24 protein-coding genes are annotated in these 25,340 nt (G+C 72.7%); 9 read left to right on the plus strand and 15 right to left on the minus strand.

The annotated features are described in order from the left end of the window. Window positions 1-4: 4 nt before the first annotated feature. The 6 genes from ACI79D_RS10820 to ACI79D_RS10845 form a co-directional block, all read right to left on the minus strand. A complete protein-coding gene (locus tag ACI79D_RS10820; RefSeq protein WP_456918404.1) occupies window positions 5-2,815 on the minus strand; it encodes a cation-translocating P-type ATPase in 2,811 nt (936 codons plus the stop codon). Continuing rightward, on the minus strand, window positions 2,812-3,744 hold the full coding sequence (gene arcC, locus ACI79D_RS10825; protein WP_456918406.1) for a carbamate kinase: 933 nt from the start codon (window positions 3,742-3,744) through the stop codon (window positions 2,812-2,814). The genes ACI79D_RS10820 and arcC overlap by 4 nt, the downstream gene beginning before the upstream one ends. A gap of 22 nt (window positions 3,745-3,766) precedes the next feature. Beyond that, window positions 3,767-4,771, minus strand: coding sequence for an ornithine carbamoyltransferase (argF, locus tag ACI79D_RS10830; RefSeq protein WP_456918408.1), 1,005 nt, complete (start codon window positions 4,769-4,771; stop codon window positions 3,767-3,769). Between the two features lie 22 nt (window positions 4,772-4,793). After that, window positions 4,794-6,032 carry an arginine deiminase gene (locus ACI79D_RS10835; protein WP_456918409.1) on the minus strand — a complete coding sequence of 413 codons (1,239 nt, stop codon included), beginning with the start codon at window positions 6,030-6,032 and terminating at the stop codon, window positions 4,794-4,796. Window positions 6,033-6,056: 24 nt separating this feature from the next. Then, window positions 6,057-7,463, minus strand: coding sequence for an amino acid permease (locus ACI79D_RS10840; protein ID WP_456918410.1), 1,407 nt, complete (start codon window positions 7,461-7,463; stop codon window positions 6,057-6,059). 96 nt (window positions 7,464-7,559) lie between these two features. Continuing rightward, complete coding sequence (locus ACI79D_RS10845; protein WP_456918412.1) at window positions 7,560-8,552, minus strand: polyphosphate kinase 2 family protein; 993 nt, start codon at window positions 8,550-8,552, stop codon at window positions 7,560-7,562. A gap of 252 nt (window positions 8,553-8,804) precedes the next feature. Here ACI79D_RS10845 and ACI79D_RS10850 point away from each other — a divergent pair, with 252 nt between their 5' ends. Then, window positions 8,805-10,097: an APC family permease gene (locus ACI79D_RS10850; protein WP_456918414.1), complete on the plus strand. Its 1,293-nt coding sequence runs from the start codon at window positions 8,805-8,807 to the stop codon at window positions 10,095-10,097. A gap of 116 nt (window positions 10,098-10,213) precedes the next feature. Here the strand turns inward: ACI79D_RS10850 and ACI79D_RS10855 are convergent, their stop codons facing one another. Then, window positions 10,214-11,047 (minus strand): class II glutamine amidotransferase, encoded by an 834-nt coding sequence (locus ACI79D_RS10855; RefSeq protein WP_456918415.1) that lies wholly within the window; start codon window positions 11,045-11,047, stop codon window positions 10,214-10,216. 155 nt (window positions 11,048-11,202) lie between these two features. On the opposite strand from ACI79D_RS10855, the gene ACI79D_RS10860 reads away from it, so the two are divergent. Next, window positions 11,203-12,804: an MFS transporter gene (locus tag ACI79D_RS10860; RefSeq protein WP_456918416.1), complete on the plus strand. Its 1,602-nt coding sequence runs from the start codon at window positions 11,203-11,205 to the stop codon at window positions 12,802-12,804. Between the two features lie 328 nt (window positions 12,805-13,132). On the opposite strand, the gene ACI79D_RS10865 is transcribed toward ACI79D_RS10860, so the two are convergent. Genes ACI79D_RS10865 through ACI79D_RS10875 form a run of 3 tightly spaced genes read right to left on the minus strand, consistent with a single transcriptional unit; the run spans window position 13,133 to window position 14,624 of the window. Then, window positions 13,133-13,660: a DUF1269 domain-containing protein gene (locus ACI79D_RS10865; RefSeq protein ID WP_456918417.1), complete on the minus strand. Its 528-nt coding sequence runs from the start codon at window positions 13,658-13,660 to the stop codon at window positions 13,133-13,135. A 46-nt stretch (window positions 13,661-13,706) separates the two neighbouring features. Beyond that, window positions 13,707-13,988 carry an SHOCT domain-containing protein gene (locus ACI79D_RS10870; protein WP_456918418.1) on the minus strand — a complete coding sequence of 94 codons (282 nt, stop codon included), beginning with the start codon at window positions 13,986-13,988 and terminating at the stop codon, window positions 13,707-13,709. Window positions 13,989-14,045: 57 nt separating this feature from the next. Then, window positions 14,046-14,624: an HdeD family acid-resistance protein gene (locus tag ACI79D_RS10875; protein ID WP_456918419.1), complete on the minus strand. Its 579-nt coding sequence runs from the start codon at window positions 14,622-14,624 to the stop codon at window positions 14,046-14,048. A 262-nt stretch (window positions 14,625-14,886) separates the two neighbouring features. Here ACI79D_RS10875 and ACI79D_RS10880 point away from each other — a divergent pair, with 262 nt between their 5' ends. The 3 genes from ACI79D_RS10880 to ACI79D_RS10890 all read left to right on the plus strand — a co-directional run bounded on the left by ACI79D_RS10880 (window position 14,887) and on the right by ACI79D_RS10890 (window position 17,399). Then, complete coding sequence (locus tag ACI79D_RS10880) at window positions 14,887-15,204, plus strand: hypothetical protein (RefSeq protein WP_456918420.1); 318 nt, start codon at window positions 14,887-14,889, stop codon at window positions 15,202-15,204. Beyond that, window positions 15,198-16,646, plus strand: coding sequence for a DUF2252 domain-containing protein (locus tag ACI79D_RS10885; protein ID WP_456918421.1), 1,449 nt, complete (start codon window positions 15,198-15,200; stop codon window positions 16,644-16,646). The genes ACI79D_RS10880 and ACI79D_RS10885 overlap by 7 nt, the downstream gene beginning before the upstream one ends. A gap of 144 nt (window positions 16,647-16,790) precedes the next feature. Next, window positions 16,791-17,399 carry a potassium channel family protein gene (locus ACI79D_RS10890; RefSeq protein ID WP_456918422.1) on the plus strand — a complete coding sequence of 203 codons (609 nt, stop codon included), beginning with the start codon at window positions 16,791-16,793 and terminating at the stop codon, window positions 17,397-17,399. A gap of 9 nt (window positions 17,400-17,408) precedes the next feature. Here the strand turns inward: ACI79D_RS10890 and ACI79D_RS10895 are convergent, their stop codons facing one another. Beyond that, the gene (locus ACI79D_RS10895) at window positions 17,409-19,013 is read right to left on the minus strand and encodes a hypothetical protein (protein ID WP_456918423.1); all 1,605 of its coding nucleotides are present in this window, start codon (window positions 19,011-19,013) and stop codon (window positions 17,409-17,411) included. 125 nt (window positions 19,014-19,138) lie between these two features. Here ACI79D_RS10895 and ACI79D_RS10900 point away from each other — a divergent pair, with 125 nt between their 5' ends. The 3 genes from ACI79D_RS10900 to ACI79D_RS10910 all read left to right on the plus strand — a co-directional run bounded on the left by ACI79D_RS10900 (window position 19,139) and on the right by ACI79D_RS10910 (window position 22,889). Then, on the plus strand, window positions 19,139-20,983 hold the full coding sequence (locus ACI79D_RS10900; protein ID WP_456918424.1) for a glycoside hydrolase family 15 protein: 1,845 nt from the start codon (window positions 19,139-19,141) through the stop codon (window positions 20,981-20,983). A gap of 85 nt (window positions 20,984-21,068) precedes the next feature. Further along, a complete protein-coding gene (locus ACI79D_RS10905; RefSeq protein WP_456918425.1) occupies window positions 21,069-21,431 on the plus strand; it encodes a carboxymuconolactone decarboxylase family protein in 363 nt (120 codons plus the stop codon). A 48-nt stretch (window positions 21,432-21,479) separates the two neighbouring features. Beyond that, window positions 21,480-22,889, plus strand: a complete 1,410-nt coding sequence (locus ACI79D_RS10910) for an MFS transporter (protein ID WP_456918426.1) — start codon at window positions 21,480-21,482, stop codon at window positions 22,887-22,889. On the opposite strand, the gene ACI79D_RS10915 is transcribed toward ACI79D_RS10910, so the two are convergent. From ACI79D_RS10915 to ACI79D_RS10930, 4 genes are all read right to left on the minus strand, one after another. Continuing rightward, window positions 22,795-23,370, minus strand: coding sequence for a DUF7144 family membrane protein (locus ACI79D_RS10915; RefSeq protein ID WP_456918427.1), 576 nt, complete (start codon window positions 23,368-23,370; stop codon window positions 22,795-22,797). The genes ACI79D_RS10910 and ACI79D_RS10915 overlap by 95 nt on opposite strands. Before the next feature lie 7 nt (window positions 23,371-23,377). Further along, the gene (locus ACI79D_RS10920; protein ID WP_456918428.1) at window positions 23,378-23,752 is read right to left on the minus strand and encodes a PLD nuclease N-terminal domain-containing protein; all 375 of its coding nucleotides are present in this window, start codon (window positions 23,750-23,752) and stop codon (window positions 23,378-23,380) included. A 92-nt stretch (window positions 23,753-23,844) separates the two neighbouring features. Continuing rightward, window positions 23,845-24,303, minus strand: a complete 459-nt coding sequence (locus ACI79D_RS10925) for a hypothetical protein (protein ID WP_456918429.1) — start codon at window positions 24,301-24,303, stop codon at window positions 23,845-23,847. Window positions 24,304-24,368: 65 nt separating this feature from the next. Then, window positions 24,369-24,599, minus strand: coding sequence for a hypothetical protein (locus tag ACI79D_RS10930; protein WP_456918430.1), 231 nt, complete (start codon window positions 24,597-24,599; stop codon window positions 24,369-24,371). 322 nt (window positions 24,600-24,921) lie between these two features. Here ACI79D_RS10930 and ACI79D_RS10935 point away from each other — a divergent pair, with 322 nt between their 5' ends. Beyond that, complete coding sequence (locus ACI79D_RS10935) at window positions 24,922-25,323, plus strand: SHOCT domain-containing protein (protein WP_456918431.1); 402 nt, start codon at window positions 24,922-24,924, stop codon at window positions 25,321-25,323. The last annotated feature ends 17 nt before the right edge of the window (window positions 25,324-25,340 follow it).

Consider the following 25,340-nt stretch of genomic DNA (forward strand, 5'->3'; position numbering starts at 1 on the left):
GACCTCAGGCCGCCGCCGTCGCCCGGGCCGGGGCCACCGCGGCCTCGACCACGACCGGTGCGGGCGGGTGCAGGCGGCGCCGGCGGATCCACTTGTCGATCTCGACCACGATCGGCATCACCAGGCCCAGGCCGATGCAGGCCAGCCACTGCAGCCCGGTCAGGCCCTGGGTGAGCAGCCCGTGCTGCAGGAAGTCCAGCTCGGTGGAGAGCACCAGGAGGCCGGCCGGGATCACCGACCACTTGACCGCGGTCAGGATCGGCGGGGTCAGTCCCGACGTCGGGTCCCGGCGCAGCACCACGCCACTGAAGATCGTGCCCAGACCGATGACGACGTAGCACATGGTCATCGACGCGCTCGCCGCGTCGGTGCTGGGCTGGTCGGGGCCGGCGATCAGCGGGACCAGCCCCGCGAGGAAGAGCACCGTGCCGTAGACCAGCCACCGGGCGACGTCCGGGCCGTTGGTGATCGGCACCTTCGGGTCCCGCGGCGGCCGGTCCATGATCTCCGGGTCGGCCGGGTCGAGGAGGATCACCACGACCGGGAAGACGGCCACGAAGAAGTTGAGGAACAGCACCATGAGCGGCGTCATGGCCACGCCGCTGTTGATGTTGAACACCGTGGCGACGACGAACAGCAGCACCAGGGAGAGCAGCTGGCTCATCTGGTAGCGGATGTAGCAGACGACCTTGCCGTAGATGCTGCGGCCCAGCTCGACGGCGTGCACCAGCGTGCCGAAGTTGTCGTCGGTCAGCACCATCCGCGCCGCCTGCTTGGACACCTCGCTGCCGCTGCCCATGGCGACCCCGATGTCGGCCTGCTTGAGCGCCGCTGCGTCGTTCACCGCGTCCCCGGTCATCGCGACGATCAGACCCTCGCCCTGCATGATCCGGGCCAGCCGCAGCTTGTCCTCCGGCGTGACCCTGCCGAACACGTGCAGCCGGGGCAGCCGCCGGCGCAGCTCCTCGTCCGACAGCGCCTGCAGTTCCGCGCCGCTGATCGCCCCCTCTCCCAACCCGAGCTGCTCGCCGATGGCGTGCGCCGTGACGGCGTGGTCCCCGGTGATCATCCGGACGTCGATGCCGGCCCGCAGTGCCGTCTCCACGGCGGCCTTCGCCGACGGCCGCAGCGGGTCGATGATGCCGACCATCCCGACGAAGCCGAGGTCGGTGGTCAGCGCCATCGGGTCGGTCTGCAGAACGGCGACCTCGTCGTCGCGCACCAGGCGGGCGGCGAAGGCCAGGACCCGCAGGCCCTTCTCGCCCATCTGCCGGTTGGCGGCCTCGATCCGGGCGCGTTCCTGCTCGATGGGAACCGCGGACGAGCGGAACGGGCCCCCGGCCCGGCTGCACCTGCCGAGGACGACGTCGGGCGCGCCCTTCACCAGCTCGACCAGGTGCGGGGCACCGTCGATCTCGACGCGGTGGAAGGTCGCCATGAACTTGTAGTCGGAGTCGAAGGGCACCTCGGCCAGGCGCGGGTAGGCCTGCCGGGTCTGGCCGGCGTCGACACCGAGCTTGGCGGCCAGGACCACCAGCGCCGCCTCGGTGGGGTCGCCGATGACCGTGCCGTCGTCCCCGACGGTCGCATCGCTGTCGAGCACGAGCGCGTAGGCCAGCCGGGTGAAGTCGGGCAGCTGGGTGCCGGCGACCGCGCGGACCCCGCCGGTCTTCCGGTAGCCCTCGCCGTCGACCGAGAACCAGGCCCCGTCGACGTAGAGCGTCGAGACCATCATCTCGTTGAGGGTCAGCGTGCCGGTCTTGTCGGTGTTGATCGCGCTGGTGGCGCCCAGGGTCTCGACGTCGGTGAGGTTCTTGACCACCGCCTTGGCCTCGGCCAGCTGCCGGGCGCCGTAGGACAGCATCGCCTGCACGAACGTGGGCAGGCCGGTGGGGATGGCCGAGATCGCCATGGCGGTGCCCAGCAGCAGGACGTCGGAGGTGGGCAGGTCCCGGGCGATCCCGACCACGACGATCAGCGCCACCGCCGTCCAGGCGACGATGCCGAGCACCCGGGTCAGCCCGTCGAGCTCCTTCTGCAGCGGCGAGCGGGTCCGCTCGACCGAGGTGAGCATCGTCGCGATCTTGCCCATCTCGGTCTGCATGCCGGTGGCGGTGACGACCGCGCTCACGGTGCCGCGGGTGACCGACGTGTTCTGGAACAGCATGTTGACGCGGTCGCCCAGCGCGACGTCGGGACCGGGCAGCGTCTCCGCGCCCTTGCTGATCGGGGCGCTCTCCCCGGTGAGCGCGGCCTCCTGGGTCTCCAGCGTGGCCGAGGCGACGATCCGCCCGTCGGCGGGCACCACGTCACCGGCCTCGAGCCGGACGACGTCCCCGGGGACGACCTCCTCCGCGGGGATGAGTTCGTACTGGCCCTCCCGCAGCACGCGGGTCTGCGGCACCTGGAGCTTCGCCAGCGCGTCGACGCTGGCCCGGGCCTTGAGCTCCTGCCGGGTGCCGAGCACCACGTTGAGCAGGACCAGCGCGGCCACGAGCACCGCGGTGGACACCTGCGCGATGAGCAGGCTGGCCACCGCCACCACGATCAGCATGATGTTCATCGGGTCGCGCAGCTGGGACAGCGCGACGGCCCAGATCGACGGCGGCTTCTCGCTGGTGAGCTTGTTCGGCCCGGCCTCCTGGAGGCGGCGGGCGGCCTCCCGGTGGGTCAGGCCGACGCGGACGTCCGCGCCGAGGTCGGCGACCACCTGCTCGGGCGGGAGCAGGTACGGCGGGAGCGCCTCGGCGCTGACCGTCCGCTGGACGGGGATCGTCGGCTGGGCCGACACCCGGGGGTCGGTCGAGGCGCTCATCGGGTCTCCATCCCCTCGGCGTGCACCGAGATCCGGGTCCCGCCGTCGCCGGCGAGGATCGAGGACAACTGGTCCAGCGAACCGATGACCGCCGACCGGCCCGAGACGCGGGCGAACTGCGCGGCGGCCTCCACCTTCGGCCCCATGGAGCCCGGGGGGAACAGGCCGGGGTCGAGCGCGTCCGGGTGCGCGGCGACGACCGCCCGCCGCTCGGGGGTGCCCCAGTCGAGGTACACCGCGTCGACGTCGGTCGCGATCACGAGCAGGTCGGCGTGCAGCTCCTCGGCGAGGACGGCGCTGGCGCGGTCCTTGTCGATGACCGCCTCGACGCCGACCAGGGTCCGGGTGCCGGGCGGGTACATCGTCGGGATCCCGCCGCCACCGGCGGCGATGACGACGCACTGCCGCGCCAGCAGCCACTCGACCGGGCGGATCTCGACGATCCGCCGGGGCAGCGGCGATGGCACGACACGCCGCCAGGAGTCGCCGTCCTGGCGGAAGGCCCAGCCGCGCCGCGCGGCGAGCTCCTTGGCGGCCTCGGCGGTGTACCCCGGGCCGACGAACTTCGTCGGGGACTCGAACGCCGGGTCGTCCGGGTCGACCACCACCATCGTCAGGACGGTGGCCAGCGGCTTGTCCGCCGGCAGCAGGTTGCCCAGCTCCTGCTCGATGAGGTAGCCGATCATCCCGTCGGTCTGCGCGCCGAGCACGTCGAAGGGGTAGACCGACGCCGGGTCGTAGGCGGCGGCCTGCAGCGCCAGCAGGCCGACCTGCGGCCCGTTGCCGTGGGAGATCACCAGTTCGTGCTCCTCGGCCACGGGGGCGAGGGACTTGCAGGCCACCGCCACGTTGTGGCGCTGCCCCTCGACGGTCATCGGCTCGCCCCGGCGCTGCAGGGCATTGCCGCCGAGAGCGACGACGATCCTCATGGCCGACCCTCCCGTCGCAGCGTCAGTCGCCGATGGTGGCGACCATGACCGCCTTGATCGTGTGCAGCCGGTTCTCGGCCTGGTCGAAGGCGATGTTGGCCGCCGAGGCGAACACCTCGCCGGTCACCTCGAGCCCGCCGGTCATGCCGGTGAGGTCGGCGACCTTCCGCCCGACCGCGGTGTTGGTGTCGTGGAACGCCGGGAGGCAGTGCATGAACCGCGCCCGCGGCTTGCCGGTGAGCTCCATCGCCCGGTCGTTGACCTGGTAGGGGGTCAGCTCCTCCACCCGGGTCCGCCACACGTCGTCGGGCTCCCCCATGGACACCCAGACGTCGGTGTGCACGAAATCGGCGCCCGGCAGCGCCTCGGCCGGGTCGGCGGTCAGCGTGATCCGCGCGCCGGACTCCTCGGCCCGTTCCCGGGCGAGGTCCTGCACGTCCTTGTCCGGCCAGAGCGCCTCGGGCGCGCAGATCCGCACGTCCGAGCCCATGATCGCGCCGGTCACGAGCAGCGAGCGGCCCATGTTGAACCGGCCGTCGCCCATGAAGCAGTAGGTCAGCTCGTGCGCCGGCCGTCGGGCGTGCTCGGTCATGGTGAGGAAGTCGGCGAGCATCTGCGTGGGGTGCCACTCGTCGGTCAGCCCGTTGTAGACCGGCACCGCGGAGTTGGCGGCCAGCTCCTCCACCGTGGCCTGCGCCTTGCCGCGGAACTCGATGGCGTCGAACATCCGCGACAGGACCTTGGCGGTGTCGGCGGCGGACTCCTTGTGCCCGATCTGCGAGGAGGCCGGGTCCAGGTAGGTGACGTGCCCGCCCTGGTCGTAGGCGGCCACCTCGAAGGCGCACCGGGTGCGGGTCGAGGTCTTCTCGAAGATCAGCGCGACGTCCCGCCCGCGCAGCCGCTGCCGTTCACTCCCCGACGCCTTCGCCCGCTTGAGGTCGTAGGACAGGTCGAGCAGGAACTGCAGCTCGGTGGCGGTGAAGTCCGCCTCCTTGAGGAAGTCGCGGTTGTGCAGGTTGAGGGCCATGACGGGGTGCTCCGTCCGGGGCTCAGGCGACGGCCGTGTCAGCGACGGCGTCGCGCTCGATGGGGCAGGACATGCAGCGCGGGCCGCCGCGGCCGCGGCCGAGCTCCTCGCCGGCGATCGTCACGATCTCGATGCCGTTCTTGCGCAGGAACGTGTTGGTCGTGGTGTTGCGCTGGTAGCCGAAGATGACGCCGGGCGCGACGGCCAGGAAGTTGTTGCCGTCGTCCCACTGCTCGCGCTGCGCGCCGAGCAGGTCGATCGGCGTGCGCATGACCCGCACCTTCTCGACGCCGAGGGCGTCGGCGACGACCGGCCAGAGCTCGGGGTTCTCGGTCACCTGGTAGTCGCCCCCGCTGCCGATCGGGGTCAGCGTGAACGACCGGAGCGTCTCGGGCAGGTGCGGGTACACGCTGAAGGCGTCGCGGTCGATCATCGTCATGGCCGTGTCGAGGTGCATGAACGCGCGGGTCTTCGGCAGCTCGACCGCGATGACCCTGGTGACCCGGCCGTGCTCGAAGTAGCGGCGGGCGAGGAACTCGATGCCCTGGGGGCTGGTCCGCTCCCCCATGCCGACCATGACCGTGCCGTTGCCGATGACGAGGATGTCGCCGCCCTCGCAGTTGGCCGGGTCGTGGTTCCCGCTGTCGTTGCCGTAGTAGAAGTGCGGCGGGTCGGCCGCGAACATCGGGTGGAAGTTCCAGACCACGCGCGAGTTGATCGTCTCCCGCTTGCGGGCCGGCTTGCTCATCGGGTTCACGGAGAGCCCGTCGTAGACCCACGCGGAGTTGTCCCGCTGGAAGAGGTGGTTGGGCAGCGGCGGGAGCAGGAAGTCGTCGTCGTCGAGGTACTCCAGCAGCAGGCTGGAGGTCTTGGGCAGGTCGAGGTCGGACTTGAGGACGCCGCCGACGAGCGCCTCGGCCACCAGGTCGGCCGGCCGGGTGCCGATGAGCTCGTCCAGCGGGGCGTCGAGAGCCGGGCCGAACCGGGTCGCGGTGGTGAGCTCCTCCTGGAGGAACTCCCGCGCACCGGGCTGGTCGATCGCCTGGGCCAGCAGGTCGTGGAACAGGTATACCTTCACGCCCTTGGCGCGCAGCTTCTCGGCGAAGGCGTCGTGCTCCTCCCGGGCACGCTGGGCCCACATCACGTCGTCGAACAGCAGGTCGTCGACGTTCTGCGGGGTGAGCCGGGTGAGCTCCAGGCCGGGCCGGTGCAGGATGACCTGGCGCAGCTGCCCGACCTCGGAGTCGACGTGGAACGGCATGGCTCTCGCTCCTTCGCGTGGGGGTCAGGGCCGCCAGGCCGGGACGGCGGGCGGCTGGGCCATCGAGGTCCGGTGCCTCAGGTAGATCGGGATGCCGGCGAGGAAGGCGATCCCGGCGAACACGAACGGCAGGTACTCCTGCAGGAGGGTCCCGCCGGTGTTGCGCGAGTAGACGATGAACAGGACGGAGAAGACGAGGCCCACCACGGCGACGCCCACGTCGCGGACGAAGCGCGGGGTGTGCAGCTGCCGGTGGTCGACGACCCGCCACTTGACCTGGGCCAGGGCCGAGAAGGCGTACGGGATGGCGGCGGTGATGCCGCTCATGAAGACCAGGGTGTTGAACACCGTGATGCCGACCGAGCCGGCGTAGGACATGATCATGAACACGGATGCGAGCGCGGCGGACGAGAGGATGCCGAAGGCGGGCACGCCGTGCCGGTTGAGCTTGCCGAAGGCCTTCGGGAACAGCCCGTCCTTGGCGGCGGCCAGCGGCATCTCCGCGCAGATCATCGTCCAGCCGTTGAGCGCGCCGAAGCCGGAGATGACGACCAGCGCCGACATCACGTAGCCGGCCCAGGTGCCGCCGAAGACCTCGTTGACGGCGGTGGCGAACGGCGCGGTCGACTCCGCCAGCGCGGCGGAGGACACGATGCCGAAGACGGCGGTGAGCGACAGCAGGTACACGATCGCGGTGCCGAGGGTGCCGTAGATCGTGGCACGCGGGACGTTCGTGTCGGGGTCGCGCACCTTGGCCGCGGCGACGGCCGCGCACTCGACGCCGAGGTAGCTGAACAGGCACAGCGCCATCGCCCCGCCGATCGCGGCCACGGTGCTCTGGCCGCTGGTGTTCCAGACGGCGAAGTTGGCGCTCTGGACGTAGAAGAGCCCGACGGTGGACATGAAGACCAGCGGGACGAACTTGAGCACCGACGTCCACATCTGGACGGTGCCCATCGCCCCGACGCCCTTGAGGTTGATCGCGGCGGGCAGCCACAGCCCGATCAGCGCGAGGACGACGGAGAACAGCGGGTCGTGGTCGGCGTTGACGAACTGCTCCACGTACAGCACCCAGCCGACGACGATCGCCGCGTTCCCGGACCAGGCGGTGATCCAGTACAGCCAGGCGTTGGAGAAGCCGGCCAGGTTGCCGAACGCCGCCCGGGCGTAGGCGTAGGGGCCGCCGTCGGCGGGCAGCCGCCGGGACAGCGAGGAGAACATGACGGCCAGCGCCAGGGCACCGACCGTGGTCAGCCCCATGGCGACCAGGCTGATCGGCCCGAAGGCGGCCAGCGACGCCGGCAGGTTGAAGATGCCGACGCCGATGATGCTGCCGACGATCAGGGCGGTCGCCGCGCCCAGCCCGAGCGTGCCGCGGGGCTCCTGCTCGACCGGTGTCGCCGGACCGGCCGGCGGCGCAGATGCGGTCATGGCCCCCTCCGGGGAGTCGCTGGGACGGCGTCATTGCAGCCGGGGCCCCGGAACGGGGCCTCCTCCCCCGCGGATGAACCACCCGGGGGCACGCGCTCACCCGCTGCTGGCCGCGGCCGGCTCGATTCCCTCGCGCGGGGTCGGGACCTCGGCGCCCCGCCGTCCGTCCTGGGGTGCACGCGACTCGGCCGGCGCCTCGGCCTCGAGCTCGGCCCGGGCGGCCTGGAGCCGCGCCCGGTCCTCGTCGCCCACGTCGGGGAACCGGGGGTCGATCCCGATGAGGGTGTGCGCGAGGACCGCGGAGACGCAGATGCGGGCGAACCACTTCCGGTCGGCCGGGATCACGTACCACGGCGCCCACGTCGTGCTGGTGGCCGACAGCATCTCGGAGAAGGCGGCCTGGTAGTCGTCCCAGAACCGGCGCTCGGTCACGTCGTTGGCGGAGAACTTCCAGTTCTTCTCGGGACGGTCGATGCGGGCGAGGAAGCGCCGGCGCTGCTCCTCCCGGGACAGGTTCAGGAAGAGCTTGACGACGACGAACCCGTTGTCGGTGAGGTATCGCTCCCAGTCGTTGATCTGCCGGTAGCGGCGGCGCCAGACGTCGGACCCCCGCGCCTCCGGTGGCAGCTTCTGGCGTTCCAGGAGCTCCTCGTGCACCCGGACGACCAGCACCTCCTCGTAGTGCGACCGGTTGAAGATGCCGATCTCCCCGCGCGCCGGCAGCTTCCGGGCGTAGCGCCAGAGGTAGTCGTGGTCGAGCTCCTCGGCCGAGGGCGTCTTGAAGCCCTGCACGTGCACGCCCTGCGGGTTGACGCCGCTCATCACGTGCCGGATGGTGCCGTCCTTGCCCCCGGCGTCCAGGGACTGCAGGCAGACCAGCACCCCGTAGGTGTCCTGCGCGGCCAGGCGGGCCTGGTACTCCGACAACAGCGCAACACCGGTCTGCAGGAGGTCCGCCCCGTCCTCCTTGTGCACGAAGCTCGCCTTGTACCGGGGGTCGAAGTCCTTGCCGAGGCGGACGCTGCTCCCCGGCTTGACGCGCAGCGGCTTGATGGCGTCCGCGATCCGCCGGGCTCTCTGGTCCGCCATCGTCGTCCTCCGGGGCCGGTCGCGTCGCGCGTCGGTCACCCTCGCGCCGCACAGCGCACGCGCCATCCCCCCAGGCGGATGAGGGCGCCGGTCGTCTCTGATCATCCGAGCGGGATGAGGACCCGCCGGGCGTCGCCGACCAGGCTGACCAGCACCGTTCCGGTGGAGGGGACGGTTCCACCGTCGCCGCGACCGCCGACGCCCACCGAGCCGATGCGCCCCGGCGAGGGTGCGGCACTCGCGGGAGGGGCCATGGCGGTTCAGGAGGAACGGTCGACGAAGCTGTCGGTGCGCCAGGCCGCCTTCATCGGCGTGGGCTCCATGGTGGGTGCGGGGATCTTCGCGCTGCTCGGCACCGCGGGGGAGGTCGCCGGAGCGGCCGTGTGGGTGTCGTTCCTGTTCGCCGGGGCGGTCGCCCTCCTGCAGGGCTACTCCTTTGCCCGCCTCGGCGCGCGGTACCCCTCGGCCGGCGGCTTCCTGGAGTACGTCCGCCGCGGGTACGGCGACGGGCACGTCACGGGGATCATCGCGTGGCTGCTGTTCGCCACGAACGCGATCATCACCGCGATGGTGGCGGTCTCCTTCGGCAGCTACGCCGCCGCGACGTTCGACGGCGGCGTGCTCGCGACCAAGGTCCTCGCCGTCCTCGTCATCCTGCTGATGACGGTGCTGAACATCTTGGGCTCCCGCGCGGTGGCGCGGGCGCAGACGGTCGTCGTGGTCGTGGTGATCGGCATCCTCACCGTGTTCGCCGTCGCCACGATCTGGAACGCGGACCTGAGCCTGCTCGCGTTCGACGGCTATCCCTCGCTGCGCGCGATCGTCTCCAGCGTCGCGCTGACCTTCTTCGCCTTCCTCGGCTTCGGCGTCATCACGTTCACCGCCAAGGACCTCGCCGACCCCGCGCGGCAGCTGCCACGCGCGGTGTACCTCGCCCTGGGCATCGCCACCGCCGTGTACGTCGCCGTGGCCCTGGGCGTGTTCGGCACCCTGACGGTCGAGGAGGTGGTCGCGTCCGGGGGTACCGCGCTGGCGGTCGCGGCGCAGCCCGTCCTGGGGCAGCTCGGCTACTGGATGATGAGCGTGACCGCCCTGTTCGCCACGGCGGGCGCCACCAACTCGGGCCTCTTCCCCGCCGCGGGCCTGTGCGACGAGATGGCCCGGAGCGGCCAGTTCCCGCCGGCGCTCGGCCGCCGGTTCGCCGACCGAGCACCCGCCGGCCTGCTGCTCACCGTCGTGCTGGCAGCCGGGCTGGCCGTCTTCTTCGACCTGAGCGCGATCGCGTCGATCGGCAGCGCGGTCGCCCTCGTGGTGTTCGCGCTGGTGACGGCCGGACACCTGCGCATCCGCGGGGAGACCGGCGCCCGCGGCTGGGTGCTGTGGCTGGCGATCGCCACCACGGTGGGCGTCCTGGTGACGTTCGCGCTGACCACGCTGGTCGAGGAGCCGGCCACCGCCGTCACGCTGGTGGTGATCCTGCTGCTGTGCATCGCGGTCGACGCGGTCTGGAAGCGCCGGCGGGACCGGCAGCCCGCCGCCGGCTGATCCGCTCGGCGACGGGCAGGAGGCAGCGCGGCCCGGCACCGGGACGGCGTCGGGAGGGACGGCCGTCGTGCCCGCTCGTCCTCGACCTCGCACCCACCGGCAGCCGGGGACGACGATCAGCCGGGAGGGACTGGCGCGAATGGCGCGATCTCCTGGTGACCGTCCCGGACCAGCGCCCACGACGCCTCGGGGACCTCGTTCCACGCTCCCGGGAGCTCGCGCAGCGGCTCCGAGACGATGAAACGCGTGGCGGGCCCGAGCCGGTCCAGCGCCTCCAGGTCCGGGTACAGCTGCCGCACCTGGGCGACGTCGCTGGAGAAGTACAGGGAGCTCGTGCTCTTCTCGGAGGAGTAGCGGAACACCCAGATGGACTCGCCGTCGCTGGTGGCCACCGTCATGTGGACGGGGTACTCCACGCCGTGGCGCCGGCCGACGTCCTCCACCAGCCCCACCGCGCGGGCCACCGCTCCCGGGGGGTCGTCGGTCAGACCGAAGGTGAGGGCCAGGAAGAACAGCGTCTCGGTGTCGGTCGACCCCTCGATGGCCGGGTACAGCGACGGGTCGACCGCCAGCACCAGGTCGCGCTTGACCTCGGCGAACCGCGCCAGTGACCCGTTGTGCATCCACAGCCAGCGGCCGTACCGGAACGGGTGGCAGTTGCTGCGCTGCACCGGGGTCCCGCTGGAGGCGCGGACGTGCGCGAAGAGCAGGGACGTGCGGATCTGCCCGCCCAGCTCCCGCAGGTTCTCGTCGCTCCAGGCCGGCTGTGTGCTCTTGTAGACAGCCGGCGCTCCCCCCTCGCCGTACCAGCCGATGCCGAAGCCGTCACCGTTGGTCGTGAAGCCGCCGAGCTGGGCGTGCAGGCTCTGGTCGATGATCGAGTGGGCCGGTCGGAACAGCAGTTCCCCGGCGGGGACCGGATCGCCGCAGTAGGCCATCCACCTGCACATCGCCGACCTCGCTTCCCCGTGGCACCGAGCGGACCACGTGGCGCCGAACCAACCAGACCGGCACGCCGGGTGCCTCACTCCCGGAGGATGACCGCCCGGCCGCTCACCACGTCGGGATGAGCCGGGATCCGCGCTGGTGCGGCCACCATCGCCGGATGACGATCGAGAAGCCGGACGCTGTCCCTTCCTCGTCGGGCACGGGCGGTCGCCTGCTCGCCGTCCTGCTGGCGATGGCGATGTTCGTGCTGGTCGTCGACACGTCGCTGATGAACGTGTCGATCTCCGCGGTGGTCCGGGACCTCGGCACGACCGTCTCCGGGGTGCAGTCCGCGATCGCGCTCGAGGCGCTGGTGTCCGCCGCGTTCATCCTGATCGGCGGCAAGGTCGGCGACCTCATCGGGCGCAAGCGGGCCTACGTGCTCGGCCTGCTGGGCTACGCCGTCGGCGCCGTGGCCATGACCCTCGCGCAGAGCCTCACCGCGATCATCGTGTTCTGGGCGCTGGTCGGTGGGCTCGGCGCGTCACTGCTGCTGCCCGCCATGCAGTCCCTCGTCCACGGCAACTTCGACGGCGCAGCCCGGACGAGGGTCTACGCCCTGGTCGGGGCCGCGGCGGCGATCGCCGCCGCGGTGGGGCCGCTCCTGGGCGGGGTGATCACCACCTTCCTGTCCTGGCGGGTCGGGTTCCTGCTCGAGGCCGTGATCATCGCGATCGTGCTGTCGGGCATCCGGCTGGTGCACGACGTGCCCTACACCGGTCCACGGCACGTCGACGTCGTCGGTGCGGCCCTCTCCGTGGTCGGGATGGGCGGCATCGTGCTCAGCATCCTGGTGTGGCAGGAGGGCGGTGAGTCCGTCGGCGCGCTCCTGCTGCTCGGGCTGGTCGCGATGGGCGCGCTGGTCTGGTGGCTGCGGCGCGGCAAGCGCCTCGGCCGGCCGACCCTGCTCGATCCGGGACTGTTCTCCTCCCGGTACTTCCGGCTGGGCGTCTCCCAGCAGTTGCTCCAGCAGATCGCCCTGGGCGGCACGATGATCGTGCTGCCCATCTACCTGCAGATGGTGCTGGAGTACGACGCGCTGCAGGCCGGCCTGTCCATCGCCCCGCTGTCGCTGAGCATGTTCGGGATCGCCCTGCTCGCCGGCCAGCGGGCGGGGCGACGGCGCCCGTCGACCGTCGTCCGCTGGGGCTTCGGGCTCTTCACCGCCGGGTTGGTGGTCCTGCTCCCGCTCGTGCCGCGGGCGACCTCCGGCTGGTACCTCCTGGTCCCGCTGCTGATCGCCGGATCCGGGTTGGGCCTGCTGGTCTCCCAGCTGAACAACTACACGCTGAGCCCGATCTCCGACGAGCGCGTCAGCGAGGCCGCAGGGGTGAACTCGGCGGCCGGGTCCTTCGGGCTCTCCTTCGGACTGGCCTTCGCCGGGGCGATCATGCTGGCGACGCTCGCCACGGCGTTCACGGTGGCCGCCGACGACAGCGAGGTCCTGTCGCCGGCCGAGCAGCAACGCGTGGCCGAGGTGCTGGACGAGGACGCGCAGTTGATGAGCAACACCGGGCTCGCCGAGCTGCTCGCCGGCCAGCCCGAGCCGGTCCAGCAGGAGATCATCCGGATCAACACGGAGACCCGGCCCCTGTCCCTGCAGATCGCCCTGGTCGTCCCGATCCTCGCGGGGCTCGCCGGGCTGGCCAACACCTTCCGCATGGCCGCGCTGCCCGACCCCACCCCCTCCGGCTCGACCGAGGGCCTGGCGCTGGGCTGACAGGTCCTCCCGGCCGGCCGTGCCGGCCGGTCGAGGTGGTGGCTGGTCTCCCGCGTCGGCCGGCTGACCGTGCCGGCCGGCCGACCGTGCCTGCCGACCGGCCCCCGTGCCTGCTGGCCCCCCGTGCCTGCTGGCCCCCCGTGCCGACTGGCCCCCGTCCCTGCTGGCCCCCCCGGCTGGTCACCTGAGCCGGCCGACCGTGCGCCCCGCTGCGTCGCGACGGCCGGCGATCCCGTGCCGCGGTGACACCCGTACACGGGCATCCCGGTCAGCGCACGCGGCAGGGGCCCGGCTGCCGCAGCAGCCGGGCCCCTGACCGGGGTCGCGTTCAGCTCGTCGCTGCAGGCGTCCTCGGTGCCGGCGTCACCTGCTCCTCCGCGAACACGTCACGCAGCTTCTCCTCCTGCTCCTGGCTGAGGTTGCTCTCCACCAGGACCATGTCCTGACCCTCGAAGGCCTGCTTCACCTTGTCGATCACGGCGTCCGAGGAGAGGACGAACAGCGCCGAGGTGCCGGGCTGGATCTCGTCGCGCATCCGGCGGATGAAGCTGTCGTCGATGCCGACGTCGGTCATGCTGCCGGTGAGCGCCCCCATCCCCGCGCCGATCGCCATCCCGAGGAACGGGATGAAGAAGATGAGGCCGAACAGCAGGCCCCAGAAGGCGCCGCCGAGCGCACCCGCGCCGGCCATGTTGGTCAGCTGGCGGGTCTTCGGCTTCTTGGCCCCCTCCGGGAAGCTGACGATCGCGGCGTCGTGTATCCGGATCAGCTCTCTGCGCTGCAGGTCCCGCAGCGTCGCCTCGGCCCGGTCCGCACCGTGGGCGGTGGGGAACTTCCAGACGGTCATGGTGGCCATGGACATCTCCTCGGTGTGTGCGCGACCGGAACCGGGTGGTCCGGGGTCAGGAGTTGAGGATCTGGCTCTTCTGGAGCTCGAACTCCGCGTCGTCGAGGACGCCGGAGTCGCGGAGCTGGGCCAGCTCACGCAGCTGGGCCAGCTTCGTGGTGGTGTCTGTGCGCGGCGGGGCCGCGGGGGCGGGCTCGGCGTACTGCGGCTCCGGCGCGTAGTAGGCCTGCTGGTTGGCCCACCGGTTGGCCTGGCGGCGGGAGACGCGGTTGGACACGGCGGTCGCCGTCCCCGCGACGACGGCGGTGCGGGCCATCCCGCGCAGCAGTCCTGGCATGTCGGCTCCTCTGTTCTCATCGGTGCCGGCCGGCGGCCGGCTGGGAAGGGGTGGAGCTCAGCCCATCGACGGGACCGCACGCTCGGTGCCGGACCGCCAGAAGCCGGCGGCGACCAGCGCCAGGCCGAGGAAGACGACCTGCAGGCCGAAGACGATGCAGAGCACCAGCACGGTCGCCTGGGGCCAGACGATCGCCAGCACGCCCACGATGACGTTGACCGCGCCGAGCGCGACGAGCCAGCCCCACCCGGGGATCTCGTCCCGCGCGACGACGGCGAGGCCGACCCGGCCGGCGCCGTGGACGATCAGGGACAGCCCGGTGATCAGCACCAGCGTCCACAGCGTGAGGCCGGGCCAGAACGCCGCGAGGATGCCGCCGATCACCAGCACCGCCCCCAGGACGAGCGAGCCCGTGCGGTGCCGCTCGGCGTCCCAGCCGACCGCGATCTCCAGCAGCCCGCCGACCACGAAGGCCAGGCCGAGCAGCAACGCCAGGCTGCGGGCCGCGGCGACCGGGTTGAACAGCAGCACGATCCCGACGACCACGACGGCCACGCCGAGCAGCCCGACGGCGATCCGCAGTCCCTTGTGCCCCGACGGGGCGGCGGCGTAGGGGCTGGACACGTTGGCGGTCATGACGGTTCCTCCCCGGTCTGCGCTCCTGGCTGCCGAGGTTGGTCTCCGGCGCGGTGGGTGACCTCATCCCCCCTGGATGACGCAGCCGCCCGTCCCGGCCCGGCACCGTCGGGTCATGAGGCGGAGAAGCGCAGCCGGACTCGGAGCCCTCGTCCTCGCGGCGGCGATCGCCGCGTGCTCGGACTCGGGGTCGTCCACCAGCGCGGCGACGTCGTCGAGTGCGGCAGCCACGTCAGCGAGCGCGGCGACATCGAGCGCCGAGGTGTGCAAGGCCGTCGACGACCTGCGGTCGTCGATAACCGCGCTGGGGGACGTCCAGGTCGTCCAGCAGGGCACGGACGCGGTGCAGCAGGCCTTCACGTCGGTGGAGAGCGCGCTGGCGCAGCTGCGGACCGACGCCGGGGCGGAGTACGCCGACGACGTCGACCGCGTGCAGGCCGACGCCGATCAGGTGCGCACCGCTCTCGGCGCGGCGGAGCAGGACGCCTCGGCCCAGACGCTGGGCGCCGTCGCCTCCGCCGTCGGTGTCCTGCTCACCGACGCCCGGGCCCTGGCCGACCAGGTGGGCTCGACGTGCTGACGGCGGCCCCGGCGTCCCGCGACGACCGTCCCGCCCCGGACGCCGCCCCGGCTCCCCGGCCCACCCCGAAGGAGCGGCGCGCCGCCGGCAAGGCGCTGCGCTCGCAGGTCCCGCTCGCCGCGCACGCGGAGTTCGCCCGGGCGGCGTCCTCGCCCGACCCGCTGGACCTGCTCGTGGAGCAGGGGGCGACCCGCGTGTTGGACCTGCTGCCGATCCGGTACGGCCGCATGCTGCAGTCCCCGTTCGCCTTCTACCGGGGCGCCGCCCGGGTCATGGCCGCCGACCTGGCCGGGACCCCGCGCTCGGGTCTGACCGTGCAGATGTGCGGGGACGCGCACGTCTCGAACTTCGGGATGTTCGGCTCGCCGGAACGGCGGCTGGTGTTCGACGCCAACGACTTCGACGAGACGCTGCCGGGCCCGTTCGAGTTCGACGTCAAGCGGCTGGTCGCCAGTCTGGAGATCGCCGGCCGGCAGAACGGGGTGCCGCGCAAGCGGCGGCGGGCCATCGCGCTCGCCGCCGGTGCCCGCTACCGGACGGCCATGGCCGAGTTCGCTGCCGCCCGCGACATCGAGGTCTGGTACTCGCACATCGACGCCGACCAGCTGAGCGTGCAGCTCGCCGATCGGCTGGACCGCGCGCGACGCGACCGACTGGCGCAGGCCCTCGAGCGTGCCCGGACCCGGGACACGCTGCAGGCGTTCGGGAAGCTCACCGAGATCGTCGACGGGGCGCCGCGGATCAAGGGCGACCCCCCGCTGCTCGTGCCGCTGCGCGACCTCGCTCCCGGAGCGGAGGGCGACGACCCGGCGGAGGCGTTCCGCTCGCTCATCCGGCAGTACCGCGGCACGCTGCAGTCCGACCGGCGTACCCTGCTGGAGCGCTACACCTACGTGGACATGGCGCGCAAGGTGGTCGGTGTGGGCAGCGTCGGAACCCGTTGCTGGGTCGTCCTGCTCATCGGGCGCGACGAGGACGACCCGCTGCTGCTGCAGATCAAGGAGGCCGGGCCCTCGGTGCACGCGGAGTTCGTGGGCCGGAGCCGGTACACCAACCAGGGCCAGCGCGTGGTGGCCGGCCAGCGCCTCATGCAGCAGGCCAGCGACATCTTCCTCGGCTGGCAGCGGACCGCGGGCATCGACGGGGTCGAGCGCGACTTCTACGTGCGACAGCTGCGGGACTGGAAGGGGTCGATCGAGGTCGACGACCTGCGTCCCCAGGGTCTCGAGGTCTACGGCGAGCAGTGCGCCTGGTGCCTCGCCCGCGCCCACGCGCGGTCCGGCGACCGCATCGCCATCTCCGGGTACCTCGGTTCCTCGCCCGCTTTCGAGACCGCGGTCGCCGACTTCGCCGGGGCCTACGCCGACGCGAACGAGGACGACCACCGCCGGCTGGCCGACGCCGTGGCCCGAGGTCGGATCCCGGCTCGCACCGATCTCTGACCGCAGGCCGCCCGTGGGCGGCCGTCCGCCCGCCCACGGGCGGTCCCGGCCGATCGGGATCCGGCGGTCGGACACGCCGCTGGCAGGGCCGCTCACCCGGGGCGGGTGATCCTCGGCGGTCACCGCCGCGCCAGCATCGACCGGGTGGACGGCCCCGCCCGCGCCCAGCGATCCTCCGGACGGGGCGCCGCGGCTCCGCTGCCCGCGGACTGGCCGGCGCCCGGCGACCCCGGCCGGCGTCCCCTGCTCGTCGGCGTGGTGCGGACGCTGCTCACGAGCACCGGACTGCTCGTCGTCTACTTCCTGCTCCCCCTCGACCGCGCGTTCACCGCCGGGACGGTCGCCGCGCTCGGTGCCGGCGTGGTGGTCGTGGGGTTGCTGGTCACCTGGCAGGTGCGGTCGATCCTGCGGGCGCCGCACCCGGCTCTGCGGGCGGTCGAGGGCATCGCGCTGTCGCTCCCGCTGTTCCTCCTGCTGTTCGCCACCGCCTTCGTCCAGCTGTCCGGCAGCGACCCGGGCGCCTTCAGCGAGCCCGTCAGCCGCATCGACGGCCTCTACTTCGTCGTCACGGTCTTCGCCACCGTGGGCTTCGGCGACATCGCCCCGGTCAGCGACGTCGCCCGGGTCCTCACCACCGCGCAGATGGTCGGCGACCTCGTGCTGATCGGGCTGGTGCTCAAGCTCTTCCTCGCCGCCGTCGACCGCCGTCGACGGCGGCCCACCGATCCCGGCTCACCGCGGGACGCCGGCTGACGCCCGGTTTCACACGCCCAGCAGCCGGCCCTTCTCGCGGCGGAACTCCTCCTCGGTGAGGACCCCGGCGTCGCGGGCGCTGCCCAGGCGGACGAGCAGGTCGAGGCGGTCGTTGAGCGTGGAGATCGTCTCGGGGGTGAGCGCCGCGGGCACGAACCGCTCCGGCTCCGGCTCGGGCGCGGCCGGGACCGGTGCAGCCGGCTCGACCGCGGTCGCCACCAGCGTGCTGCCGGGCGCGCGGTCCGCCGCGCCGTCGGCCGGGACGGGACCCGGACGCGGGGCCGGGACGACGGCCGGCGCCCCCGGGAGCGCAACGCCGTCGGACCCGGGAACGGGTGCCGCTGCGGTCGCGGGCTGCTCGACGGCCCCGGGGGCCTGCGCCGGGGCCCGGCTGCGCATCCACTCCAGCGCGCCGACGTAGAGCGCGACCAGCGCCCCGATCCAGACCAGCACCGAGAGGGTGGGTGCGGGCCAGAACAGCAGCACCAGCGCGCCGACGGCGATGCCCGCCCACCGCGCCGGCACGTGGTGGTCGCGCACCAGCACGCCGAGCCGAGCGGTCCGTGCCGGCAGGTCCAGGCCCTCGGCGAAGCCCTGCCACCAGACGGCGACGCGCTGGGTCCAGGGTTCCCGGACACCCGCGGCAGCCTCCTCGTCCTCGGCGGCGTCCCCGGCGGCGGACGCGGCGGCCGCCCGGGCCTCGCGCCGGCGCTGCACCTGCGTTCGGGCCGAGGCGACCCCGCGCCGCACCCCGGCCACGAGGCCGAGCCGGCCCCAGACCAGGGTCAGCACGAGGACCAGCACGGCGGCCGCGAGCAGCCACAGCGTCCACGACCGCAGGCTGGCGGCGAGCACGTCGTAGATCGCGCCGACGGCGTCCCGGTTGTCCTCCCGTGCCTGCGTCAGGAGCACCCCGCGGCCGACCCGCAGCGCCAGCAGCACGAGCAGGGTGAGCACGGTGGTGGTCACCGCCCACGCCCGGAGCGTGCCGCGGCGGCGACGGGACACGCCGAGCGCGCCGGCGAGCGTGCCCAGCGCCAGCAGCCCCAGCCACCACCAGACCGACTCCAGCAGGTCGATCGCGGTGTAGAGCTGCGGGGCGTCGGCCGGGGTCACGATCGTCACGCCCACGTCGTCGGGCACCAGCGCGAGGACCTGGCCGGCGAGGCCGTCCTGCAGGGAGGCGGGCACTCGTTCCTTGGCCTGGCCGAGGGTGAACCGCACCGGCTCCCCGGCGATGAGCTGGTCGTGCGCGGAGGTGAGCGCGGCCCGCGTCAGCGGGCGGAACGGGTCGTCGGTGAGCAACCGGCGCACGCCGGCCGACACGAGCGAGCTGATGCCCTCCTCCACGGTCGACCGGAACGTCTGCAGGCGGGGCGGCAGGACGGTGAGCGCGTCGTCGACGGCCTGCTGCACCTGCGGGTTGTCCATCACGGTGGACGTGACGCGCTCGGTGATGCGCGCCTCCACCTGGGGCAGGTCGACCATGGTCTCGACGTTAGTGACGAAGACCTGGGTGTTCACCACGTTGTGTCGGGTCCACAGCGAGGTGCTGGCCAGGACCAGGGAGACGGCGCTGACGAGCACCAGCAGGCCGACGGCGAAGCGGCGCATGGCTCCTCCCCTCCGCGGGCACGGAGCCCGGCGGTCAGCGGCCCAGCCTGGTTCCGGTGGAGCTCCGCCTCATCACCCCCGGGGGATGAGGCGTCCGCGGATCACCGGCGGTCACGGTCGTCGGCATGACCGCGACCCCCAGGATCGAGACCGCCATCGCCGAGCACGGGCTCATCGGCGACCTGCAGACAGCCGCGCTCGTCACCACCGACGGGTCGATCGACTGGTTCTGCGCGCCCCGGTTCGACTCGCCCAGCGTCTTCGGCGCACTGCTGGACGACGAGCGCGGCGGTCACTTCCGCATCCGCCCGGCCGACGTCGCCTACACCTCCAAGCAGATGTACCTGCCCGACACCGCCGTCCTGGTGACCCGCTTCTTCACCGAGGAGGGCATGGGGCAGGTCGTCGACTTCATGCCGCCGGCCGGGGACTCCGCCACCGACAGACACCGGATCGTGCGGATCCTCGACTGCGTCCGCGGCCGGATGACGTTCGACATCGACCTCGCCCCTCGGTTCGACTACGGGCGGCAGGCGCACCAGCTCGAGGTGACGGCGAACGGCGCCGTCTTCGCCGCGAACGGTCAGCGGCTCACCCTGCACGTCGTCCGCGAGCCGGACGACGAGCGGCTGATCCAGGGCATCGGGGACGGCGACGGTCACGCGACGCTCCCCCTGGAAGCGGGGCAGACCCGCGGGGTGGTGCTGGAGACGGCCGCGCAGGGGGGCCCGCGGGAGATCCGTCCGGCCGAGGTCCGGGCACTGTTCCAGGAGACGGTCTCCTTCTGGCGCTCGTGGGTGTCCCGCTCGACGTACGCCGGTCGCTGGCGGGAGGACGTCCAGCGGTCGGCGATCACGCTGAAGCTGATGACCTACGCCCCCACCGGCGGCCTGGTGGCCGCGCCCACCGCGGGGCTGCCCGAGCAGGTCGGCGGGGAACGCAACTGGGACTACCGCTTCACCTGGGTGCGCGACGCCTCCTTCTCGGTGCACGCGCTGCTCAAGCTGGGCTTGACCGCGGAGGCCGCGCAGTTCGGCCGGTGGCTGGGCGACCGGATCCGCGAGCGGGTCGGCTCCGACAGCGGCCCGCTGAACATCATGTACCGCATCGACGGCTCCTCCGACCTCAAGGAGGACGTGCTCGACCACTGGCGCGGCTACCGCGGCTCTGCCCCGGTGCGCATCGGCAACGGCGCCGCCGAGCAGCTGCAGCTCGACATCTACGGCGAGGCGTTCGACAGCGTCTACGCCGGCCTGCGGGCCGGCCTGCCGCTCCCCCACCAGGGCTGGACGGCGATCAGCCGGGTGCTGGACTGGCTGGTCGACAACTGGGACCAGCCCGAGGAGGGGATCTGGGAGACCCGCGGCGGCCGGCAGCCGTTCACCTACGGGCGGGTGATGTGCTGGGTGGCCTTCGACCGCGGCATCCGGCTGGCCACCGAGCACGGCCGGCCGGCTCCGCTGGAGCACTGGCGCGCCGCACGGGACCGGATCTACGAGCAGGTGCTCGAGCGCGGCTTCCACTTCCAGCGGCAGGCGTTCGTGCAGCACTACGACACCGACGTGCTGGACTCGGCGCTGCTGCGCATGCCCATGGTCGGCTTCATCGACGGCCGCGACCCGATGTGGACCACCACGCTGGCGGCCATGGACCGCGAGCTGGTCACCGACAGCCTGGTCTACCGCTACGACCCCGAGGCCTCGCCCGACGGGCTGCGCGGGTCGGAGGGCACGTTCTCGCTGTGCACGTTCGCCTACGTCGACGCGCTGACCCGCGCCGGGCGGCTGGACGACGCCCGCACCGCCTTCGAGAAGATGCTGACCTACGGCAACCACGTGGGCCTGTACTCCGAGGAGATCGCCCTCACCGGCGAGCAGATCGGCAACTTCCCGCAGGCCTTCACCCACCTGGCGCTCATCGACGCCGCGACGACGCTCGACGCGGCCCTCGACGGCCGTCCGCCCCGCTGACCGGCCCTCGTCCGCAACGGGTGAGGACGGGCGACCGCCGGCACACCGACGCTGGACGTCCGTTCCCACCCGTCCAGGAGGAGCCATGACGCAGACCACCCCCGACAACGCGCTCGAGAGCATCGCCCAGGGCGACGCGCCGGTCCTCGAGACGCTCCTCGCGATGAACCTCGACGCGGCCGAGCGGTCCGGTCTGGACGCCGAGACCTACCTGCTCGTGCGGCTGGCCGCCCTCGTCGCCATGGACGCCGCGCCGATGTCCTACGCGGTCACCCTCGGCGCGGGGGCCGAGGCCGGCCTGACGGCGGAGAAGGCGCAGGCCGTCCTGGTCGCCATCGCCCCCGTCGTCGGCAGCGCGCGGGTGACCGCGGCCGCCGGCGCGATCCTGCGCGGGGTCCTCGGCGCGGCCGCCCTGGCCGACCAGGTCCCGGAGCAGCGCTCCTCCTGACCGCCCTCGGACAGCCGCCGCCCGGCGCCGATCCCGGAGGAACCCACCATGACCAGGACCGGCGCCGGGACGACGGCGACGGCGACGGCAGGCGCCGTCGTCCTCCCGCTCGCCCTCGCCCAGTTCATCGCCAGCTACGCCGCGTCGAACATGAACGTCGCGATCAGCACGATCGCCGACGACCTGGACACCGACGTCGCGGGGATCCAGACCACCATCACGCTGTTCACGCTGACGATGGCGGCGCTGATGATCCCGGGGAGCAAGCTCACCGACATCTGGGGCCGGAAGTACTGCTTCATCCTGGGCCTGGCCGTCTACGGCGCCGGGGCCCTGCTGGCCGCGTTCTCCCAGGGGCTGGGCGTGCTGACGATCGGCTACTCGCTGCTCGAGGGTGTCGGCTCGGCGCTGCTCATCCCCCCGATCTACATCCTCATCACCGTGGTCTTCGACGACCTGAAGACCCGCGCCAAGTGGTTCGGCGTCGTCAGCGGGGCCGCGGGGCTGGGTGCCGCCGCCGGTCCGCTGATCGGCGGGCTGATCACCAGCTACGTCAGCTGGCGGGCCTCGTTCCTGCTCCAGGTGGTCGTCGTGGCCGCGATCGCGCTGCTGGCCCGGAAGATCGAGGACCCGCCCCTGCCGGCGCAGCGGCCGCGGTTCGACCTGCTGGGCGCGGTCCTGTCGGCGGCCGGGCTGTTCCTCGTCGTCTTCGGGATCCTGCAGACCAACACCCACGGGTGGGGATCGCCCCTGGTGTGGGCGTACGTGGGCCTGGGGGTGCTCGTCCTGGCCGCGTTCTTCCTGCACGCGTGGGCCCGGGAGCGCGGCGGCCGCTCGCCGCTGGTCTCGGTCCGGCTGTTCGGGAACCGGACGTCGAACCTCGGGCTCCTGACGCAGACCGTGCAGTGGCTGGTCATGCAGGGCTCGTTCTTCGTGATCTCGGTGTTCCTGCAGCAGGAGCGCGGCTACTCGGCGATCCAGACCGGGCTCATGCTGGTGCCCGCCACCGTCGGCGTCCTGCTGGCCTCCGGCCTGGCCCAGCGGATGGCCAGCCGGCACCCGCAGCGGCTGCTCATCCGGTCCGGGTTCACCCTCACCGTCGGCGGCCTCGCCCTGCTGCTGGCCCTGGCCCGGGTCGACTCCGCCGTGTGGACCTTCTGGCCCGGCCTGTTCCTCATGGGGTTCGGCGTGGGCGCGATGCTCACCGCCTCGGTGAACGTGGTGCAGTCGACGTGGCCCGAGGAGGTCCAGGGCGACATCTCCGGCGTGTCCCGGAGCGTGTCGAACCTCGGCTCGTCGCTGGGGGTCGCGATCGCCGGCTCGGTGCTCGTCGCGGCGGGCGCGGCCGGCAACCCGCCGTTCGTCACGGCGCTCGTGGTGGTCGGGGGCTTCGCGATCGTCGGGTGGGTGGCCGCGCTGCTGCTCCCCCGCGAGCCCCGTCGGGTCCCGGCCGCGTGACCCGACCGTGTGGCGGTGCCTCGTCGATCTCCCGGCCGTGGACGGTCAAGGCGTAGACCACCAGGACGTCGAGCACGACCAGGAGCGTGGCCCACACCGGGGTGGCCGCGAGGAAGCCGAGGTTGACGACGGCACTGGCGACCGCCACGACGATCCCCGCCGTCCGCGCCCACCGGTGCCCGCCCCAGAGGATCCCGGCGCCGACCAGGAACGACGCGACGCCTCCGACGAGGTGCACCCATCCCCACGTCGTGGGGCTCGTGTCGACGGGCAGCGGGCGCTCGCGGAGCAGGACGAGCTGTTCGTCGAGGAGGGTGACGAGGCCGAGCAACGCCCAGGACAGCCCCATGAGGCACATGACCCCGGCGCCGGCGAAGGCCCACCCCTGCCAGGTGCCCGACGGTGCGACGCGCGGGGCGCCGTCCTCCCGTGGCCCCGGAGTGGACCGGGGTGCTCGCGTGGTCCGGGACACGACCTCCACCCCGAGGTCAGCTGGGGACCTTCGGCACCAGGCGGTCGTACTCGTCCCGGGTGATCGCGCCGCTGTCCAGGAGGTCGCGGGCCTTCGCCGACTGGACCGAGTCGGCGGTGGAGGCCACCGACCGGATGTAGGCGTCGGTGGCGGCACGCTGCCGCTCGACCGCGCGCTCGGTGCGCTCGGCCATCGACCGGCCCTGGGAGATCAGGTACACGAACACCCCGAGGAAGGGCAGCAGGATCGTGAAGACCACCCAGCCGGTCTTGGCCCAGCCCCCGATGTCGCGGCGCGAGAAGAGGTCGGCGTAGACGCGGAACAGCAACCAGAACCAGAGGATCCAGCAGAAGAAGAGGAACATCGTCCAGAACAGGTCGAGCAGCGGCATGGGGTCCTCCCTCGTGTCCGGGTGATCGCCGGTAGAGCCTCGCGAACGCCGGCTCGGGGGCTCATCACCCCGGTCGGATGACCCGCCGCAGGTCAGGCGCCCCGCTCGCGGGGGGCCTCGGGGAGACCGGACAGGGCCGCGGTGAGGAAGGGGCCGACCAGCCGGCCGGCGTCCTCGTGCGCCGCGGCCACCTCCACCTCACAGCCGTCGTGCATGGTCAGCCGCAGCGCGACCGGGCGCCGCCCCAGGCCGCGCACCTCCCCCGGCTCCAGCGCCTGCACCGTCACCTCCCGGGCGACCCCGACCTCGAGCGGTGTGAGCCACAGCCGCAGCAGGCCGGACCGGAGCAGGAGGACGTCGTCGACCCACGCCGCGCGCGTGCGCCGGCGACACCACCGCGCGTCGTACCGGCGCGACGACGGGGGCGGTCCGACCTTGACGAGGAACGAGGACAGCTCGCGGGCGTAGTGGATGCGGGCCCACACCGCGAGGACGACGACCGTCGTCCCCACCAGGACGACGGCGCCCAGCACCACCAGGAGGGGAGACACAGGGCATCACGCTCCCTCGTGCACGAGCCGGTTGGGGACGGGGCGGGGCACGCGGCCGGGAGCGGTCACGTCGAGTCGTCGACGTACTGCTCCGGTCCGGTCGTGCGGACCTCCATCAGGTCCAGGCCCAGGCTGCGGAGGCGCTGCAGCATGCCGTGCAGACCGGGCTGGTCCGTCGGTTCGGTCCGCAGGATGGTCAGCGGCGGCTCCTGGCCGAGGTCCTCCGCGCCGATCTCCGCGAGGAGGTCGGCGGGGACCGGTCCGCGCACACGGAGCTCGTACACCTGACGTCCCATCTGCGCTGCTCCTTTGCTCGAGGCGGGCGCCGTGCGGCAGGACGCCGCTGCCGGAGCCGCTCGACGAGCCGGACGACCGCCGCCACCGGTTCCCCGGGACGCGAGAGATCCGATCCGATCCCCGGAGCCTCGCCGGTCGGGGTACCGGCTGCCTCCTCCTCAGTGGATGAGGCGGCCTCCGGTGGCCGGGACGAGCCGGGCGGGCACTCCGCCGGACGTCGCCGTCCCGTGTGCGGGCCCCGGGGACTCATCCCGGCGGGGCGATGGGGGCCCGCCCACCCGTCCCCATCCTGGGCGGGACGCCCGCTCCCGGAGGTGCACCATGATCCTGGCCGCAGACGGCTACCCGCTCGCCGACCTGTTGTGGACGTTCGTCCTGTTCTTCGCCCTGATGGCCTACTTCTGGCTGCTCATCACCGTCTTCGGCGACCTGTTCCGGCGCCGGGACGTCTCGGGTTGGGGCAAGGCTGGCTGGACGGTCTTCGTCCTCGTCCTCCCCCTCATCGGCTCGCTGGCGTACCTGATCAGCCAGGGACGCACGATGGCCGACCGCGACGTGCAGCAGGCGGCCGCGCTCAAGCAGCGGACCGACGAGCACATCCGCTCCGTGGCCGCCCCGGGCTACCGCGGGGTCGACGAGATCGCCCGCGGCAAGGAACTGCTCGACCGCGGCGCGATCAGCCAGGAGGAGTTCGAGCAGCTCAAGCGGCGCGTGCTGGTCTGAGCACGCTCCCCCGAGCG

The sequence above is a fragment of the Geodermatophilus sp. SYSU D00708 genome, assembly GCF_054050115.1.

Excerpts from the sequence above, each read along its gene's own strand:
- ACI79D_RS10820 (WP_456918404.1), bottom strand. The coding sequence starts at position 2,815 with ATGAGCGCCTCGACCGACCCCCGGGTGTCGGCCCAGCCGACGATCCCC.
- arcC (WP_456918406.1), bottom strand. The coding sequence starts at position 3,744 with ATGAGGATCGTCGTCGCTCTCGGCGGCAATGCCCTGCAGCGCCGGGGC.
- argF (WP_456918408.1), bottom strand. The coding sequence starts at position 4,771 with ATGGCCCTCAACCTGCACAACCGCGACTTCCTCAAGGAGGCGGACTTC.
- ACI79D_RS10835 (WP_456918409.1), bottom strand. The coding sequence starts at position 6,032 with ATGCCGTTCCACGTCGACTCCGAGGTCGGGCAGCTGCGCCAGGTCATC.
- ACI79D_RS10840 (WP_456918410.1), bottom strand. The coding sequence starts at position 7,463 with ATGACCGCATCTGCGCCGCCGGCCGGTCCGGCGACACCGGTCGAGCAG.
- ACI79D_RS10845 (WP_456918412.1), bottom strand. The coding sequence starts at position 8,552 with ATGGCGGACCAGAGAGCCCGGCGGATCGCGGACGCCATCAAGCCGCTG.
- ACI79D_RS10850 (WP_456918414.1), top strand. The coding sequence starts at position 8,805 with ATGGCGGTTCAGGAGGAACGGTCGACGAAGCTGTCGGTGCGCCAGGCC.
- ACI79D_RS10855 (WP_456918415.1), bottom strand. The coding sequence starts at position 11,047 with ATGTGCAGGTGGATGGCCTACTGCGGCGATCCGGTCCCCGCCGGGGAA.
- ACI79D_RS10860 (WP_456918416.1), top strand. The coding sequence starts at position 11,203 with ATGACGATCGAGAAGCCGGACGCTGTCCCTTCCTCGTCGGGCACGGGC.
- ACI79D_RS10865 (WP_456918417.1), bottom strand. The coding sequence starts at position 13,660 with ATGGCCACCATGACCGTCTGGAAGTTCCCCACCGCCCACGGTGCGGAC.
- ACI79D_RS10870 (WP_456918418.1), bottom strand. The coding sequence starts at position 13,988 with ATGCCAGGACTGCTGCGCGGGATGGCCCGCACCGCCGTCGTCGCGGGG.
- ACI79D_RS10875 (WP_456918419.1), bottom strand. The coding sequence starts at position 14,624 with ATGACCGCCAACGTGTCCAGCCCCTACGCCGCCGCCCCGTCGGGGCAC.
- ACI79D_RS10895 (WP_456918423.1), bottom strand. The coding sequence starts at position 19,013 with ATGCGCCGCTTCGCCGTCGGCCTGCTGGTGCTCGTCAGCGCCGTCTCC.
- ACI79D_RS10900 (WP_456918424.1), top strand. The coding sequence starts at position 19,139 with ATGACCGCGACCCCCAGGATCGAGACCGCCATCGCCGAGCACGGGCTC.
- ACI79D_RS10905 (WP_456918425.1), top strand. The coding sequence starts at position 21,069 with ATGACGCAGACCACCCCCGACAACGCGCTCGAGAGCATCGCCCAGGGC.
- ACI79D_RS10910 (WP_456918426.1), top strand. The coding sequence starts at position 21,480 with ATGACCAGGACCGGCGCCGGGACGACGGCGACGGCGACGGCAGGCGCC.
- ACI79D_RS10920 (WP_456918428.1), bottom strand. The coding sequence starts at position 23,752 with ATGCCGCTGCTCGACCTGTTCTGGACGATGTTCCTCTTCTTCTGCTGG.
- ACI79D_RS10930 (WP_456918430.1), bottom strand. The coding sequence starts at position 24,599 with ATGGGACGTCAGGTGTACGAGCTCCGTGTGCGCGGACCGGTCCCCGCC.
- ACI79D_RS10935 (WP_456918431.1), top strand. The coding sequence starts at position 24,922 with ATGATCCTGGCCGCAGACGGCTACCCGCTCGCCGACCTGTTGTGGACG.